Genomic DNA, 16,693 nt, shown 5'->3' on the forward strand with positions numbered 1-16,693 from the left:
AAGTCTCTTTTCCTAAATTCGCAAAAATGGACCGACTGCTCCAACTCGAGGTCTTCTCCAAAACCGCTGAGCTCGGCAGCCTTTCCAAAGCTGCCGAAATACTGCGGATGTCGAACGCGGCTGCGAGCCGTCATCTCAGTGCGCTGGAGGAGCGACTTGCGGTGCGGCTGATCGAGCGCAACACGCGCCGGCAATGGCTGACCGAAGCGGGGCAGGAGCTGCTGCAGCGGTGCAGCACACTCCTGAACGAGCTCGCGGAGGCCGAGGATGCGGTCTCCGATCGCGCGCTGTCGCCGAAGGGCATGCTGCGCGTGACGAGTTCGCTGTCCTTTGCGATGATCTATCTCGCGCCGATGCTGCCCGCCTTCCGCGCGCTCTATCCTGATCTCAGCGTGCAGATCATCAGCGCGAACCGCTATCTGGACTTCATCGAGGCCGGCATCGACGTCGCGATCCGCACAAGGGAGCACGAGCCGGATTCAAACATCGTCGTCCGCCGCATCGGCCAGATGCACCGCGTGCTCGCGGCGGCTCCGTCATATCTGGAGAAGCACGGCCGACCGGAGCACCCGGCCGATCTCGCCCGTCACAACATGCTGATCTACAACCTCGCCAACGATCCTTATTCCTTGCGGCTGAGCAAGGGCAGTACGACCCAGACCATTCGGATCGCGCCGACGCTCGACAGCAATGACGGCCAGATCATCTGTGGTGCGGCGCGCGCGGGGCTCGGCATTTTGATCCAGCCGCTCTACATCGTGCAGAGTGATATCGCGGCCGGCCGGCTGGTGCCCGTCCTGAACGGCTGGGAGCTGCCGCTGCTCACCATGAACATCGCCTATCAGAACCGCGTCAGGCTGCCCGCCAAGATCAGGGTGTTCTCCGACTTCCTGGTCAGTCACATCCGCGAGCATTCGCAGCCCGGAATCTGGATCGACGCGGCGAAGTGAGCGGGAGCATCCATGTATCTCGGCATCGATCTCGGCACCTCGGCGGTCAAGACCATTCTCGTCGACGATGCCCAGCGCCTCATTGCAAGCGAAAGCCGGCCGGTCGCGACCGCCTCGCCGCAATCGGGCCATTATGAGCAGGACCCTGCGCAGTGGATCGATGCGGCCTTTGCCACGCTGGATGCACTGAAGGCGTCGCGTGCCGGCGCGCTGGCGGCGGTCAAAGGCATCGGGCTGTCCGGCCAGATGCATGGCGCCACGCTGCTCGATGCAAGCTTGCGACCCTTGCGACCCTGCATCCTCTGGAACGACGGACGCTCGGCCGCCGAGTGCCGTGTGCTGGAGCAACGCTGGCCCGCCTTGCGGGCGACGACGGGCAACAAGGCGATGCCGGGATTCACCGCGCCGAAGCTGCTGTGGATCGCAGCGCACGAGCCTGAGATCTTTGCGGCGACGAAACTCGTTCTGTTGCCGAAGGCCTATTTGCGCCTGGCGCTGTCAGGCGAAGCCATCGAGGACGTTTCCGATGCGTCGGGCACGCTGTGGCTCGACGCCGCGCGCCGGGACTGGTCGGAAGCGGCACTGGCGGCGACCGGCCTGTCGCGTGAGCACATGCCGCGTCTGGTCGAGGGATGCGCACCCGCAACGACGCTGCGCAGCGAGCTCGCGCGGCGTTGGGGCATGACGGGAGAGCCGGTGATCGCGGGCGGCGCCGGCGATAATCCGGCGGGCGCCGTCGGCATCGGTGCGATCCGGCCGGGAGCTGCATTCGTGTCGCTGGGAACCTCAGGCGCCATCATGGCTCCGACCGACGCGATCGCCGCCAACCCGGACCGCGCGGTGCACACCTTCTGCCATGCCATTCCCGGCATGTGGATTCAGGCGGGCGCGATCCTCTCGGCGGCCTCGTGCCTCGCCTGGGCCGGGCGTCTGTTCGGCATCAGCGAGGCCGAACTGCTGGCGCCGCTTGGATCGCGTCCGCACGCACCGTCGCCCGTAAGCTTCCTGCCTTATCTCGCCGGTGAGCGCACCCCGCACGACGATCCCGACGTGCGCGGCATGCTCGATGGCTTGAGCCATGGCAGCGATCGCGCGGCGATCGTGCAGGCGGTGCTCGAGGGGGTCGCCTTCGCGCTGGCCGATTGCCGCGATGCGCTCGCGGATGTCGGCATCGCGATCACGGAAGCCGACGTCATCGGGGGTGGTTCGCGATCTTCATTCTGGCTCGCGGTGCTGGCCAATGTGCTGAATGTTCCGGTCCATCGCTTTGCCGGTGGTGAATCCGGCGCCGCTTTCGGTGCGGCGAGATTGGGGCGGCTTGCTGTCACCGGTGAGGCAATCGCGGCCGTGTGCACACGACCGCAACGCATCGAGACGTTCGAACCTGACACCGGGCTGACCGATGCTTATGGGGAACGCCTTCGCGCATGGCGCGAACTGTATCGGCCGCGCCACTAGCCTCGCCCCGACGTTGCATTCCCGTGTATTCGGTATTGCCCTATCTTGCGACGTTTTGTTTAATGCGTGAGCCGCGCTGACACGAAGATCGAGACGCGGGTGGGAAACGCATTGTGCGCCGGGAGGCACGATGAACGATCCGATCCTCGAGATGCGTGGGGTCTCAAAGTCCTTCTTCGGCATCAAGGCGCTGCGCTCGGTCGATCTCACCGTCTATGCGGGCGAAATCCATGCCTTGATGGGTGAGAACGGCGCCGGCAAGTCGACGCTGATGAAGATCCTGTCCGGCGCCTACAGGCCCGATCCCGGCGGCGAGATCCGCATCGAGGGCAGGGCAGTGCGGATCGAAGGTCCGCTCGGCGGCCGCGCCGCCGGCATCTCCATCATCTACCAGGAACTCTCACTGGCTCCCAATCTCAGCGTTGCCGAAAACATCTATCTGGGTCGGGAAATATCGCGATCGGGTTTGCTCGCGCGCGGCATGATGCGCGACGGTGTCGGCCCGATCCTGAAGCGGCTGGGCGCAGACTTCCTGCCATCGACGCTGGTGGCGCATCTTTCCATGGGCCAGCGGCAACTGGTCGAGATCGCGCGTGCGCTCCACGCGAGATCGAAGATCCTGATCATGGATGAGCCGACCACGTCGTTGTCGGCCGCGGAAAGCGAGCGGCTGTTCACGCTGATCCGCCAGCTCCGCTCCGAGGGACTTGCCATCATCTACATCTCGCATCGCATGGACGAGGTCTATGCGCTCGGCGACCGCGTTACCGTGCTACGCGACGGCCGGCTGGTCGGATCGCTCGACAAGCCCGACATCCGCGCCGACACCATCGTGCGGCTGATGGTCGGGCGTGATGTCTCCTCGTTCTACAAGAAGGATCACGATCCGGAGGCGGGGCGGGGGCATCCCGTGCTCGCGGCGATCGACATGGCCGATGGCCAGCGCGTCAAGGGTTGCTCGCTCACCGTGCATGCGGGCGAGGTGGTGGGCCTCGCCGGCCTGATCGGCGCCGGTCGCACCGAGCTTGCACATCTCATCATCGGCGCTGCATCGCGTATATCGGGACGTCTCGAACTCGAGGGACGTCCGATCGACATCCGTAGCCCCGGCGCGGCACTCGAGGCCGGCATCGCCTATCTGACCGAGGACAGGAAGGCACTCGGCCTGTTTCTGGATATGTCATGTCTGGACAACATCAATCTGGCCGTGCTCGCGCACGATGCCAAGCTCGGCTGGTTCCTGGATCGCGACAAGGCGCGCGAGCGGGCCGACCGGGCGTTCGCGGGGCTCAGCATCCGCGCTGCCAATGTCGGCGTCCCCGCCGGTGGACTGTCCGGCGGCAACCAGCAGAAGGTGCTGTTGTCGCGGCTCCTCGCCATCGGGCCGAAGGTCCTGATCCTCGACGAGCCGACGCGCGGCGTCGACGTCGGCGCCAAGTCCGAGATCTATTCGATCATCGACAATCTGGCCAAGGCCGGCACCGCGATCCTCGTCATCTCATCCGATTTGCCCGAGATCATCGGCATCTGCGACCGCGTCCTCGTGATGCGTGCCGGGCACATCGCCGGTGAGGTCAGGCGCGAAGCCGCAGTCGCCCTCAACCAGGAAGACATCATGGCGCTTGCTACGGGGATGGAGCATCTCGATGCCTGACAACGGTGCTTCACGAGCCGCGCCGGCGACGACCAACGATTCAGCCGCGGAGTCAAACCGACAGCGGCTGAGAATGCTGATCAGCGCGCTCGGCATGCTGCCGGTGCTGCTGATCCTCTGCATTGGCTTTCATTTCCTGTCCGAGGGGCGCTTCTTCACCGGGCAAAATCTCGGCATCGTGCTGCAGCAGGCCGCGGTGAACACCGTGCTCGCCGCAGGCATGACCTTCGTCATCCTCACCGGCGGCATCGACCTTTCGGTCGGCTCGATCCTGGCGGCTTCCGCGATGGCGGGCTTGACGCTTTCCAAGATGCCGGAGCTCGGGATGCTGTGGCTGCCGGCCGCGCTGCTGACGGGCCTCGGTTTCGGGATCGTCAATGGCGCGCTGATTGCGCTGCTCCGCCTGCCGCCTTTCATCGTCACGCTCGGCTCTCTCACCGCGGTTCGCGGCCTGGCGCGGCTGCTCGGGGCCGACACCACCGTGTTCAATCCATCCATTCCCTATGCTTTCATCGGTAACGGCTCGCTGACGCTCATCCCCGGCGTTGCTTCGATCCCGTGGCTCTCGGTGATCGCCTTGCTCGTCATCCTGGTCTCGTGGCTGGTGCTGCGCCGGACCGTGCTCGGTGTGCATATCTATGCAGTGGGCGGCAATGAAAGCGCGGCGCGTCTTGCCGGCATCAAGGTCTGGGCGGTGCTGATCTTCGTCTACGGTATCTCTGGACTTTTCGCCGGGCTCGGCGGCGCCATGCAGGCGGCGCGGCTCTACGCGGCCAACGGCCTCCAGCTCGGTCAGTCCTACGAGCTCGATGCGATCACCGCCGTGATCCTCGGCGGCACTTCGTTCGTCGGCGGCATCGGCTCGATCTGGGGCACACTGGTCGGCGCGCTGATCATCGCCGTGCTCTCGAACGGCCTCATCCTCATCGGTGTCTCCGACATCTGGCAATATGTGATCAAGGGCTTGGTGATCATCGGTGCCGTGGCGCTGGACCGCTACCGGCTGCAAGGCTCCGCCAGAACCTGAGGCTCCGCCAGAACCTGAGGCTCCGCCAGAACCTGATGCGAAGTTCCGTTGCGGCAACTGGTCTGCCGCGCCGGGGACGAAAGACAGACCAGGGAGGAAATCCATGTTGAAGACGATCATGCTCGCCGGTGCCGCCATGGCGCTCGCCCTAAGCACCGCGCCAGCCTTTGCCAAGGAGCTCAAATCGATCGGCGTCTCGCTGGGATCGATGGGCAACCCGTTCTTCGTCGCGCTGTCGAAGGGCGCCGAGTTCGAGGCCAAGAAGACCAATCCCAATGTGAAGATCACGACCGTCGGCTTCGAATACGATCTCGGCAAGCAGGTCACCCAGATCGACAATTTCATCGCTGCCGGCGTTGACCTGATCCTGCTCAATCCGGGTGATCCCAAGGCGATCGGGCCGGCGATCAAGAAGGCGCAGGCGGCGGGCATCGTCGTCGTCGCTGTCGATACCGCGGCCGAAGGCGCCGACGCCACGGTGACCACGAACAACGTGCAGGCCGGCGAGATCTCCTGCCAGTACATCGTCGACAAACTGGGAGGGAAGGGCGACGTGATCATCGAGAACGGACCCCAGGTCTCCGCCGTGATCGACCGGGTTGTCGGCTGCAAGAATGTGCTCTCGAAGAATCCCGGCATCAAGGTGCTGTCCAGCGATCAGGACGGCAAGGGCTCGCGCGAGGGCGGTCTCACGGTTGCGCAGGGCTATCTGACCCGCTTCCCCAAAATCGACGCCATCTTCGCCATCAACGATCCGCAGGCGATCGGCACCGATCTTGCGGCGCGCCAGCAGAACCGCACCGGTATCGTCATCACGGCGGTCGACGGCGCGCCCGATATCGAGGCTGCGCTAAAGGATCCGCAATCGCCGCAAATCCAGGCCTCGGCGTCACAGGATCCGTTCTTCATGGCGCGGCGGGCCGTCCAGGTCGGTGTCGGCATTCTCAATGGCCAGAAGCCGGCCTCCCCCCTCGAGCTCCTGCCGTCCAAGCTGGTGACCAGGGACAACGTCGCCGCCTACAAGGGCTGGACGTCGGATCGTTCTCAGTAGATCGCCGCTACGTAGCGGTAAGCGCAGACACGCGATGACGGGCGGCGTCTTGATCGACGCCGTCCGCCGACTCATGTGCAATGATCGGCCATGCGAGCGTCGCCGGGCTGCCTCTTGTGTTAGCTTGGCACGATCTCGATCGCTCGATTCGGAAACATAGCTCGTGAAGGCAAGGACATCCGGGACCGCGTGGCGGCACGCCAATATCGGCCGCCTGCTCAACAATGCGGTACGGCGGTTCGAGGGCCGCGTGCTCGAACTAATGAGCGAGCGCGGCCACGACGAGACACGCATCGCGCATATCGGCCTTACGCGCAATCTCGACGTGGAGGGGACGCGGCTCACCGAGCTCGCCCGCCGTGCCTCCATGAGCAAGCAGGCGATGGGCGAACTGGTCGATCAATGCGCCGAGCTCGGCCTCGTCGATCGCATCGCCGATCCGACCGACCGGCGCGCGCGCATCGTCATGTTCACCCCGGCCGGGCGCAAATGGCTCGATGCATTCCGCGATGCCGTCGACGTCGCCGAGCGGGAGATGCGCGCCGAGCTCGGCAAGACCACGATGGACGCGATCCTGAAAGGGCTCGCGGTCTACGGTGCGGAGTTCGACACGTTGGGTGATGCCGATTAGTCAGGCAACTTGACGAAATAGTCAGGCGCCCTTACCATGCGGGATGATGCTGGTAGGGAGGGCGTATTGGAAGCACGTCTGACGGCCGCGGTGCTCATCGTGGGCGGGGGCCCATGCGGGCTGATGCTGGCCAACGAGCTCGGCCGGCGCGGCGTGTCCGCGATCCTGGTCGATGAAAAACCCGGCACGGCGTTCAATCCGCAGGCCAATGCGACGCAGGCGCGCTCGATGGAGCATTACCGCCGGCTGGGCTTTGCCGACGAGATCAGGCGGGAGGGCTTGCCTGCGGACTATCCGACCGACGTTGCCTATTTCACGCGTTACGCAGGTTATGAGCTGGCGCGGTTTGCGCTGCCGTCATCGTCGCGGGCAGGTGAGCTGATCAAGGGTATGTCGGGCTCCTGGAGCGCCGCGGAGCTGCCGCATCGGGTCTCGCAGAAATATGTCGAAGCGGTGCTACTCCGCCATGCCGAACGGCTGCCCGGCATCAAGCTGAATTATGGCCATAGGCTCATCGGTTACGTCGAGAGCGACGACGGCATTGCCGGCGAGGTCGAACGTCTCGATGATGGCAGCCGCTTCCAGGTCCAAGCCGACTTCCTGGTTGGCGCCGACGGGCCGCGCTCGATGGTTCGTCAATCGCTCGGCATCGTTTATGGCGGCGAGACCGGGATGCAGCGCGATTTCATGGGCGGCCGCATGCTGGCGGTCTATCTCCGCTCGCCCGATTTCTACGCGAGCATCCCACATGCCAAGGCGTGGATGTACAATTGCTTCAACGGCGATCGCCGCACCTTCATGGCATCGGTGAATGGGCGCGACGAATTCGCGTTCCACACCCAGCTCCGGCCGGGCGAAGACGCAGGCGCGATCACGGTCACTGAGGCCAAGACAGCGTTTCAGCGCGCTTGCGGTGTGCCGATCGCGTGCGAGGTGCTGTCGTTCCTGACCTGGACTGCCGGCCACGCGCTGGTCGCAAACGGAATGCAGCGGGGAAGGGTCTTCCTCGGCGGCGATGCGGCACATCTGTTCACGCCGACCGGAGGGCTCGGTTACAACACCGCGATCGAGGACGCGGTCAATCTCGGCTGGAAGCTCGCAAGCGTCGTCAAGGGCGTCAGCCCGGTCGCGCTGCTCGACAGCTACGAGATCGAGCGGCGACCCGTGGCGCTTCGCAACACCGATTATGCGCGGCGCTTTGCCGACTCCCTCGGCCTGTTCGCGCCCGCGCCGGAGATCGAGCACGCGACGGATCAGGGAGACGAGGCGCGGCGGATCGCGGGTGCGTATCTCGAACGGCACGCGCGCGCCGAATTCAACATTCCCGGCGTCACGTTCGGCGGACGTTATGACGGCTCGCCGATCATCATCTCCGATGGCAGCCAGCCGCCGCCCGACGCTGCGAACGTCTATGTCCCGAGTGCTTGCCCCGGCGGCCGCGCACCGCACGCATGGCTGGAAGGCGGCGTGTCCCTGTACGACCTGTTCGGGTTCGAATGGACCCTGCTCCAGTTCGGGGAGGTCGAGACAGCTCACGCGGCAGTCGCTGACGCCGTCCGCATGCTCGGGGTCGATGTGAAGCTGGTTACGCTGCCAGCATCCCTGCGCGATCTCTATGAGGCGGACCTCGCTCTGATACGTCCCGACCAGATCGTGGCCTGGCGCGGCGGCGCGTCACAAGCCGGCACGATCGGACGCGTCCTTGGCCACGCTAAAGGACAGTAGAAGGATTGGCTCGTGCAGGTAAGACGGCCGATGGAGGTCTGCTCGCGAAGGCACGGGTCTTGGGTTGCACACGCGATCCGTCGATCACCTCGAGCCGGCCGCAGCGGTTCAATGTGTGCAGCTTCCGGCCGGGCCATACCGATCCGGGCTTGATGGCGTTGCGGACGATCTGCCTGAATGTCGTCGGCGACAGCTCGACGATTTCGGCCAGCGCAAGCGCTGCGCCGTAGCCGTCGGCACAATCCTGAACGGGGCGCCACAATTTGCCATCGATGGTGACGAAATTTCCTGCCGGCCGCGTGCTCGCACGATCGATCAGGACCGGATTGCTGGCGTGGGGCAACCAGGGGCCGAGGAGGTGGTCGGCGTAATAGATCGCCAGCGAATCCGAATAGCCGCCCGTTCCGTCGCGCCAGGCGCCAAACAGATAGTGCAGGCCGTTGTGCCGTGTGATCGTCGCATCGGCGAGCTCGAGGCCGGACAGGAGCGTGGCGTGCCGCTCCCACTTGTCCGGAAAGCGAACGCATTTGTAGAGCGCGACGTCGTCATGGGTCGAACTCTCCGGGATCATCCACAACGCGCCATCGTCCTCGATCAGGAACGGATAGGAGAGATGCCAGGGCTCCTCCAGCACCGGCACGACGTCGCCCACCGGGCCCGCGTCGTTGAACTCGATCGCAGAAATGGTGCCCTTGCCGACGCGGTGATCGAGATCCTCGAAGAAGACGAAAGTTCGCCCCTGCCATGTGATGGGAAACGGATCGGCGTAGAAGCGATGGCCGGGATCGCCGAGGACATTCCAGCCCGGTCCCGACAGATTTCCGCTTTGCCAGACGCCTGGGCCGTCATTGAAGCGCCATCCAACATGCCAATGCGGGGCATAGCAGCAGAGCCGATAGATCTCCTTGGCAATCGATACGGCGAGGCCGCGCGCGACATGCGCCGCCGGGTGGCGGCCAGTGCCGTCTCCGGCTGGACGCGCCAGTTGCGGCACGATGCGCGGGCGCCCCGACAGGATGGCCGCCACCATGGTGAGGGTTCGCGCCATGACGGTTTCGAGCGCGCCGCTGAGGCCGGCTGCGATCTCTCCGGAAGGGTGGCCGCGATCGAGGACTGCACCATCGACGTCGTTGACGATCTCGATCATTGGAAGATCACCGGCGAGAATGGCGGCGAGCGCAGCGTTTTCACCTGCGGTTCCATTGAACAATGGGCGCAGATAGAGCCGGGCAGGACATTTGGGATCCCGGGCGCCGCCGGTGAAATCGACGACCACGTCGGCCGTGCCGGCGTGAGCCTGCGTGCGGTCCGGGATGACGTTCAGCCTGCCGACGCCGTTGCGTTTGCCCTTGTGCAATACCAGGCGTTCGAGTTCGAACAGTGCCTCCAGGCCGCCGGGGCGTGGCTGCGCCGTTACCGTCCAAGCAATCTGAACAGGGACATCCTTGCCGTCGACCGACAGCGTCTCGCGGTCCATCCATCGCCGCGCATGCTCACGTTCACAGCGAAACTCGATGATCATGTCGAGCCAATCTATTCCAAGGTGCCCCGTCAAGTGACTTGGCTGAGAAGCCGAACGTATTCCTCCACCATGGCATCTACCGAATAGCGCAGCCGCAGGCCTTTGGCGTTTTGTCGCAGTTCGTCGCGCAGTTGTTGATCCGTCAAAAGGCTGGAGACGGCTGCCGACAGCTTCGTATGGTCGGACGCATCGACGAACAGGGCCGTCGGTTTTCCTTCGAACGATAGCACCTCGCGCAGCACGGGAAGGTCGGTGACGACGGAGGGAACACCGGCGTTTGCGGCCTCGACCGCCGCCAGGCCGAAGGTTTCGGCCTGCGTCGGAAACACGAACACGTCCAGGCAGGCGAGAAAGCCCGCCATCCGGCGCGGCGGGATTTCGCCGAGCAGATACAGCCGGTCCGACACCTTCAGATCGTCAGCCAGCTGCTTCAGCCGGGCTTCATCGGCGCCCTGTCCGGCCAGTGCGAGGTGCCAGGTCGGTTCATCCGGCAACAGACGTATCGCCGCATCCAGTCGCTTGTGCGGGTGCAGGCGTGCCGCGCAGCCGAGCAGGATACGATCCCGCGGCAGGTTGAATTCCTGGCGTGCTGCGTCCTTCGACAGGGTGAGCGCTTTGTCGTCGAAGCCGTGCGGGACGTGGACCATGCGCGAGCGATAGGCCGCGGGATAACGCGAATATTCGCGTTCCATGTCCTTCGAATTGAGCGTGATGCGGTCGAAGAAGCCGAGGCTGCCCATGACGATGTCGGCGGTGCGGACCGGCCAGCTCATCGACAGCGCGGACGAAACCTGGTTGGCGATGACGGGCGCGCGGCACACAAGACGTGACACGCCGGCGCCGATGACGTTGCCGAAATGCTGGAACGTGAGAACGGCGTCGGGCCTGGTTGTCCTGATATGGTGGCCGAGCGTCGACAGCATTCGCAGCAGGGCCAGCGGATGCCCCGGCCGGCTCGCGGCGCAGTAGAGCGTATTGGGCGGCTCGTCGAATGAATCCGACTTGCGGAAGAAGAACAGATTGGTGACGCGGTGACCGCGCGCGGAGAGACCGGCGCCGAGCAGCCTGGTGATCTCCTGAGCGCCGGCGTTTTCGGCCTGCGTTTGTACGAGAAGGACGTGCAGCTTCCGTCCGCTGCCGCCGGACGGGTTGAGTGCTGTCGCGGTCGTCTCGCCCAACTCCTTGTTCGGCTGGTAATGGAGCACGGATCCCGACCCGCTGAAGAAACGAAATTTTCACCTTGCTTGATCCCGTACCTACCATGCGGACATCGCGCGGACATCGACTAGCAATAAACGGAGTTAATGCATCGGAGGGCGGAACAGTGTTGTCGCCGGAGAATCCTGGTGGTTTCCAAAGCCAGCGAAGCGAGCGCGTTAACCAATTGATCATCGTCGCGCGAGGGATGGGTAACCCCGGATTAACCATAGATATTTACGGTGGAGCAGGCCACTGAACAGTGTTCGCCAGTTGAATCCGAGTAAAGTCCATGACGTTCGGTCGCCGCGCAGACCCGACAAGTTCCGGATCGACCGGCCTCGCCGCGTCGTGGGACCGGAATTCGTCGAACGGTGCGGCCGGCAGGACAGCCGCCCGCGCTCGCGGCGTGCTTACTGTGAGCGCTTCGCTCGCCTTCCTTCGCGAAAATGCCCGGCGGATATTGACGCTCGCTCTCGCGATCTTCGCATTCGGTGCGGTCGTTCTGCTGGTGATCCCCACTCGCTATGCCGCGACGGCACTGGTCGTCGTCGATCCGCGCGAGCAGCGCATAACGACGGAGCAGGACGTCCTGCCGGGCATCGGACAGGACAGCGCCGCGCTGCAGAGCCTGGTCGAAGTGGCGAAGTCCGACGGATTTCTCAAGCCGCTGATCGAAGAGCTCAAGGTCCGCGATGATCCGGACCTTTCCGGCGGATACACCGATCCTGCGCGCCTGCTCGAGCGCTTCCGCAACCGCCTCGACATTTCCCGTCGTGGGCTGACCTATGTCATCGCCTTCCGGTTCACCTCGAACCGGTCGGAGCGGGCCGCTTACTACGCCAACGCCATTGCCGAGGCGTTCGTCGCCAGACAGAGCCGTATTCGCAGCGAAGCGACCGACGAGGCCGCGGACTGGCTCGGCGGCCGGCTCAAGACCTTGAGCGACCGGCTGAAGGCGTCGGAGGACGCCGTCGCCGCGTTCAAGCTCGAGCACAGGATCGTCAACGCCGGCAAGGATGCCACGACCCAGCAATTGCGGGTGACCGAGCTGTCGCAGCAGGTGGCCGCTGCGCGCGCCCGAACCGAAGAGGCGAAGGCCCGCTACGAGCAGGCACAGCGCGACGTGAAGGCGAATGTCGAGAGTCCCGTCAAGCAGGATCTGCTCAGCGCGCTGCGGGCCCAGCGATCGGCGCTCAACGACCAGATCGCGCAGAAGCGGGCGGTGCTCGGCGATCGCCATCCCGATCTCGTGATGTCGTACGGGCAGCTGAACGACCTCAACAGACAGATCGAGGTCGAGCGGAAGAAGGGCATCGACACCGCAAAATCGGAATACGAGGCCCAGCGCGATCAGCAGAAGGCGCTCGAAAGCCAGATGAAGGCGGCTGAATCGCAGCTCCTCGTCGATGGTCAGGCCCTGGTGAAGCTCCAGGAGCTGCAGCGCGACGCCGAGGCCAACAGGAACATCTACGAGCAATTCCTGTCGCGGTCCAAGACGACGAACGAGCAGCGCCTGCTGCAGAGCTCTCAGACCAAGGTCGCCTCGCCGGCTATTCCGCCGCTTCGCTCGACTCTTCCGCCGCTGCCTCTGCTGCTGGCCGCGCTCGCGATGGGTTCGCTGTTGGCATCGACCGCGGTCGTCGCCGCAACGGGACGCGGGCCGGACAAATCGGCTCCTGATGCGCGCGATCCCGAGCCGGCTCCGCGCCAAGCAGGAGCCTGGTCGCGTCCGCCCGTGTGGGCGCGCATTCCTGACCTCGTGCCCGCCGAAGCGCCGCGAAACATCTGGCAAGGTCCGGTGTCCGCGATGGAGCTCGATCTCGGCCCCCACCTCCTGCCGCTGTTCGACAGGCTGGAGAAATTGCCGGGCTCTCTGGGCAAGGTCGTTCTCGTGATGTCGGTCGGAAAGCGTGCCGGCGGCAACACGGTCGCGCGGTCGCTGAACCGGTGGGCGGTGAATAGCGGCAAGCTGAGCGTCCTGATCCGTGTCGAGCCGGACCTCGGCGGTGCCAAGATCGCAACGGCCATGGCTCCGGCAGACGGCACGACCACGGCCGATTTCCGCAGCGTCGATGAGCTTCTGAGCGCGGGCAGGCTGCCCCAGCCGTCGCCCGCGGACGATATTCGTTCGGAGTTCGATCTGATCATCGTGCACGCAACGTCGCTTGCCTTGCAGCCGGAGGTGGCGGCGCTGGCTGCTCATGCCGATCTGGTCGTCCTGGTCGGTCGCGAAGACGCGATCGATTCAGCCGCCATGCGCAGGGCGACGGCGGCACTCTCCCGGTTCGGCAACGTGCCGACCGGGATCGTCGTCAATCACGTGCCCGCAGATCTGTCGTCGGCTCAACGGCGCGGTGAAGCGCTCGGCCTGACCGGTTGATGGTCACCCGGCTGCGCCGCTCCTGCGGCGTTTGAGCTCGATCCTAATCGCCCGTGTCGGCGCCGCGGACTGCAAAGGTGCCGCGTTTCGATCCGCCAAAGCGCAACAGCGCGAGAATTGAGGGATCGACTCCGGACCGCCGGCGGCACAGCACGTTGAGCGCGATGGTCGCAAGCGCCAGCGACACCGTGGCGGAGATCGCTGCGCCAAGCACGCCGAGCCAGGGGATCAGCACGACAAATCCGACCAGCCGCAACGCCACATTGGCGGCGACGACGGGAACATAGATGCGCTCGTGGCCGGTGAGCTGCAATATCGCCGCAGAAGGACCACCAGCTGCCTGAATCGCCGTTCCGATCGCGAGCACGATCAGGACCCAGTGCTGCGCGGCGAAATGAGGCCCGAACAGGTTGAGAAGATAGGGGCCGCCAATCCAGATCAGGAAGAGGCCGCTGATCACGCAAAGCCCGGTCACCTCGGCCATCAGCTTGAGCGTCCGCTCGAACTCCTGATGGTTGTTGCTGAAATACAGCGAAGGAAGCCGGCGCGCACCGAAGCTGTACAGCGCTGCCGACAGCATGGCGAAGATGTTGGCAAGGCGTGAGGCGGCGAAATAGACGCCGGCCGTCGCCGGATCCAGCATCCAGTAAACCAGAATGACGTCGAAATACTGGTTCGCGGCCTCAAGGGCGGACGCGATCCAGAAGTGCAGCGCGCTCGATCTCCAGCGCGACGGCTCGGACCGTGCCGTCGTGCCGCGGAGATCCGGCAGAGCTTTCGCGACTGAAACGATCTGTGCGCCGAGGCTGACCGACATGGCGATCGTCATGACGGCGAACAATGCGGCGGGTTCGAGCCGGCCATGGCCTAACAGGATTGCGAGCAGGAACAGGACGACGCCGACCCGCCAGAAGAACTCCCTGTTTCCTTCCCCCATCAGGATGCTGACCAGCGAGCGCGCAACCTGGCTGCCCAGCATCAGCCCTGCATTCACCGCAGTATAAGCGGACACGGCGAGGATCAGCAGCCATCCGTTGCCCTTGATGTTCGCCACGATCGCGATCGCGCCGATCACGATCAGCATTGCGATAGAGGAAATCTTCAGACTCGACCGCAAGACACCCTTGGTGAGATCGAGCCGATTTCCCACCTGATACTCGTTCAGAAAGCGCACCAGGAGGGCTTCCTGGCCGACCAGGCCCACGACCGAGGCGATCTGTGCGACCGAAAGCCAGGTTGCAAAGATGCCGAACCCATCCGGCGACATCGTCCGCGCCGCAAGCGAGAACAACGCAAACGCAAATGCGCCGCTGCCAACCTTGAGAAGGATGGTCCCGGCGACACCGCGCGTTACGTCGCGCCGCATGAACTGAATGATGGATTGGATCATGGGGATTGAGGGGTGAGTCTCCCCTGAAGAGATAGGCTCCGATACCGGCGCCAGCCTAGCATGCCGAATGACCGCGAGTGTTAATGCGCGGTCGAGGATGCAGCTGGCCGAAGCGGGGCCGCGGCCAAGTCGATTGCTTCACGGTGGTACATCGCCGTCTCCATTGTCCCAGATCAAGCAAAGCCCGGTTTGACTGAACGGCGGCACGCATCGGCCACTGAAGCAGGCGCGATCAGCCGCTTGAATGCGGAACGGCTCGCCGGAATGGCCGCCGATCTGCCAAAGCCTGAACTTTGCAAAGCCTCCCGAGCAAAGTCCGTGCCGGGATTTCGTGTCCAGATCAATCTACTGGTTCATTAACCTCGATCTGCGGAAGTGATCGCGTTCGGGCCTTCCATGCGACATCAGGCGAGGAAATTGCACATGGGGCCAGATTAACCGGGGGAGCCTGCACCATGACGATGGGGAGAACCGTGACTGCCTCGATCGACCCTGTCGGGAGCGCGACGATAGCGACGGACATCGCGATCGTCGGCGGTGGCCTCGCAGGATCGCTGGCGGCGGCCGTTCTTGCGCGGGCGGGGCATCGCGTCGCCTTGGTGGACAAGCGCGCCGTCTATCCGGACGAGTTCCGGGTCGAGAAGATCGGAGGCCCGCAGCTGGACGCGTTCCGCAGGCTGGGCTTCATTCGTGGGCTCGCGAGCGTTGCCTGTCCTTACGATCGTGTGCTCAACATCAGGGAGGGCAAGGTGGTCGATGTCAGCGTCGGTCAAGCCTACGGGCTTCCGTACGCCGATCTCGTCGCCATGGCGCGCAGCCAATTGTCCGATCCATCCAGCCTGATCGTCGACGAAGTCACTGCGATCAGCTCGAGCGACGACATCCAGCATCTCGAACTTGCTTCCGGGCGGCATGTCACCGCGCGCCTCGTGGTTCTCGCCACGGGCATGGCGGGAGCTCTCGGCTACAAGCTCGGCATCAGGCGGCGCCTGCTGGCCGCGGGCCATTCGGTCTCGTTCGGCTTCACGATTGCCCGCAGCGACGGTGCGCCGTTCGATTTCGAGGCGCTGACCTGCTACGGCGAGCGCACGGCGGACGGCGTCGACTATCTCAGCCTGTTTCCCGTGCGCTCAGGCATGAGAGCGAATCTGTTCATGTTCCGCGATCCGACCGACCCGATCATGCGCGAGCTGCGCCGCGACACGGAAGCGACGGTTCTACGCCTGCTGCCGGGACTACACACCTATCTCGGCGATTTCCGCGTGATCGACCGCATCCAGAACTGGGTGATGGACCTCTCGGTCGTGGAGGGACATCTTCAGCCCGGCATCGTGCTGATCGGCGATGCCTTCCAGACCAATTGTCCCGCCGCCGGAACCGGCGTCGCGCGCCTGCTGGTGGACGTCGAGCGTCTTTGCACCGAACATGCGCCGCGGTGGCTCTCAACTCCTGGCATGAGCCGGCAGAAGATCTCCGAGTTCTACGCCGATCGCGACAAGCTCGCGGCAGACCAGCAATCGCTGAAGATGGCGCGATTCCGCCAGGCCCTGACCTCACGTGACGATATCGGCTGGGACGTGCGGCGGCGGCTGCACTTCCTGCGGCGTAGTCTCACCCATCGGGTCGATCAGATGCGCCCAGGCTGGCTCGCACAGGTCCGCAGCGCACTTCGGGCCTGAGCGTTGCTGTCGTCGGCGCCTCGCGC

At 64.6% G+C, this 16,693-nt stretch carries 12 protein-coding genes; 9 read left to right on the forward strand and 3 right to left on the reverse strand.

All coding sequences use genetic code 11. The features are described 5' to 3' along the window. Positions 1-26: 26 nt before the first annotated feature. The 7 genes from LPJ38_RS19295 to LPJ38_RS19325 all read left to right on the forward strand — a co-directional run bounded on the left by LPJ38_RS19295 (position 27) and on the right by LPJ38_RS19325 (position 8,496). Positions 27-950 (forward strand): LysR family transcriptional regulator, encoded by a 924-nt coding sequence (locus tag LPJ38_RS19295; protein WP_145627144.1) that lies wholly within the window; start codon positions 27-29, stop codon positions 948-950. A gap of 12 nt (positions 951-962) precedes the next feature. Continuing rightward, positions 963-2,408: a xylulokinase gene (gene xylB / locus LPJ38_RS19300; protein WP_145627142.1), complete on the forward strand. Its 1,446-nt coding sequence runs from the start codon at positions 963-965 to the stop codon at positions 2,406-2,408. A 130-nt stretch (positions 2,409-2,538) separates the two neighbouring features. Continuing rightward, entirely contained in the window at positions 2,539-4,062 is a 1,524-nt protein-coding gene (locus LPJ38_RS19305; protein ID WP_145627140.1) for a sugar ABC transporter ATP-binding protein, read from the forward strand. Continuing rightward, complete coding sequence (locus tag LPJ38_RS19310; RefSeq protein WP_145627138.1) at positions 4,055-5,089, forward strand: ABC transporter permease subunit; 1,035 nt, start codon at positions 4,055-4,057, stop codon at positions 5,087-5,089. Before LPJ38_RS19305 ends, LPJ38_RS19310 begins: the two co-directional genes overlap by 8 nt. A gap of 103 nt (positions 5,090-5,192) precedes the next feature. Next, positions 5,193-6,140, forward strand: a complete 948-nt coding sequence (locus tag LPJ38_RS19315; RefSeq protein WP_145627135.1) for an ABC transporter substrate-binding protein — start codon at positions 5,193-5,195, stop codon at positions 6,138-6,140. A gap of 163 nt (positions 6,141-6,303) precedes the next feature. After that, on the forward strand, positions 6,304-6,771 hold the full coding sequence (locus tag LPJ38_RS19320) for a MarR family winged helix-turn-helix transcriptional regulator (RefSeq protein ID WP_145627132.1): 468 nt from the start codon (positions 6,304-6,306) through the stop codon (positions 6,769-6,771). A 66-nt stretch (positions 6,772-6,837) separates the two neighbouring features. After that, positions 6,838-8,496, forward strand: a complete 1,659-nt coding sequence (locus tag LPJ38_RS19325) for an FAD-dependent oxidoreductase (protein ID WP_145627129.1) — start codon at positions 6,838-6,840, stop codon at positions 8,494-8,496. On the opposite strand, the gene LPJ38_RS19330 is transcribed toward LPJ38_RS19325, so the two are convergent. Beyond that, a complete protein-coding gene (locus LPJ38_RS19330; RefSeq protein WP_145627127.1) occupies positions 8,483-10,018 on the reverse strand; it encodes a glucosamine inositolphosphorylceramide transferase family protein in 1,536 nt (511 codons plus the stop codon). The two genes, LPJ38_RS19325 and LPJ38_RS19330, sit on opposite strands and share 14 nt — an antisense overlap. A 29-nt stretch (positions 10,019-10,047) precedes the next feature. Further along, the gene (locus LPJ38_RS19335; protein WP_145627124.1) at positions 10,048-11,223 is read right to left on the reverse strand and encodes a glycosyltransferase family 4 protein; all 1,176 of its coding nucleotides are present in this window, start codon (positions 11,221-11,223) and stop codon (positions 10,048-10,050) included. Between the two features lie 284 nt (positions 11,224-11,507). Between LPJ38_RS19335 and LPJ38_RS19340 the strand changes: the two genes are divergently transcribed. Further along, positions 11,508-13,598, forward strand: a complete 2,091-nt coding sequence (locus LPJ38_RS19340) for an exopolysaccharide transport family protein (RefSeq protein ID WP_145627120.1) — start codon at positions 11,508-11,510, stop codon at positions 13,596-13,598. 43 nt (positions 13,599-13,641) lie between these two features. On the opposite strand, the gene LPJ38_RS19345 is transcribed toward LPJ38_RS19340, so the two are convergent. Then, positions 13,642-14,988 carry a lipopolysaccharide biosynthesis protein gene (locus LPJ38_RS19345; protein ID WP_145627117.1) on the reverse strand — a complete coding sequence of 449 codons (1,347 nt, stop codon included), beginning with the start codon at positions 14,986-14,988 and terminating at the stop codon, positions 13,642-13,644. A 455-nt stretch (positions 14,989-15,443) separates the two neighbouring features. Here LPJ38_RS19345 and LPJ38_RS19350 point away from each other — a divergent pair, with 455 nt between their 5' ends. After that, positions 15,444-16,667 carry an FAD-dependent oxidoreductase gene (locus LPJ38_RS19350; protein ID WP_145627115.1) on the forward strand — a complete coding sequence of 408 codons (1,224 nt, stop codon included), beginning with the start codon at positions 15,444-15,446 and terminating at the stop codon, positions 16,665-16,667. The last annotated feature ends 26 nt before the right edge of the window (positions 16,668-16,693 follow it).

This window comes from Bradyrhizobium daqingense, from assembly GCF_021044685.1.
Lineage (GTDB): Bacteria > Pseudomonadota > Alphaproteobacteria > Rhizobiales > Xanthobacteraceae > Bradyrhizobium > Bradyrhizobium daqingense.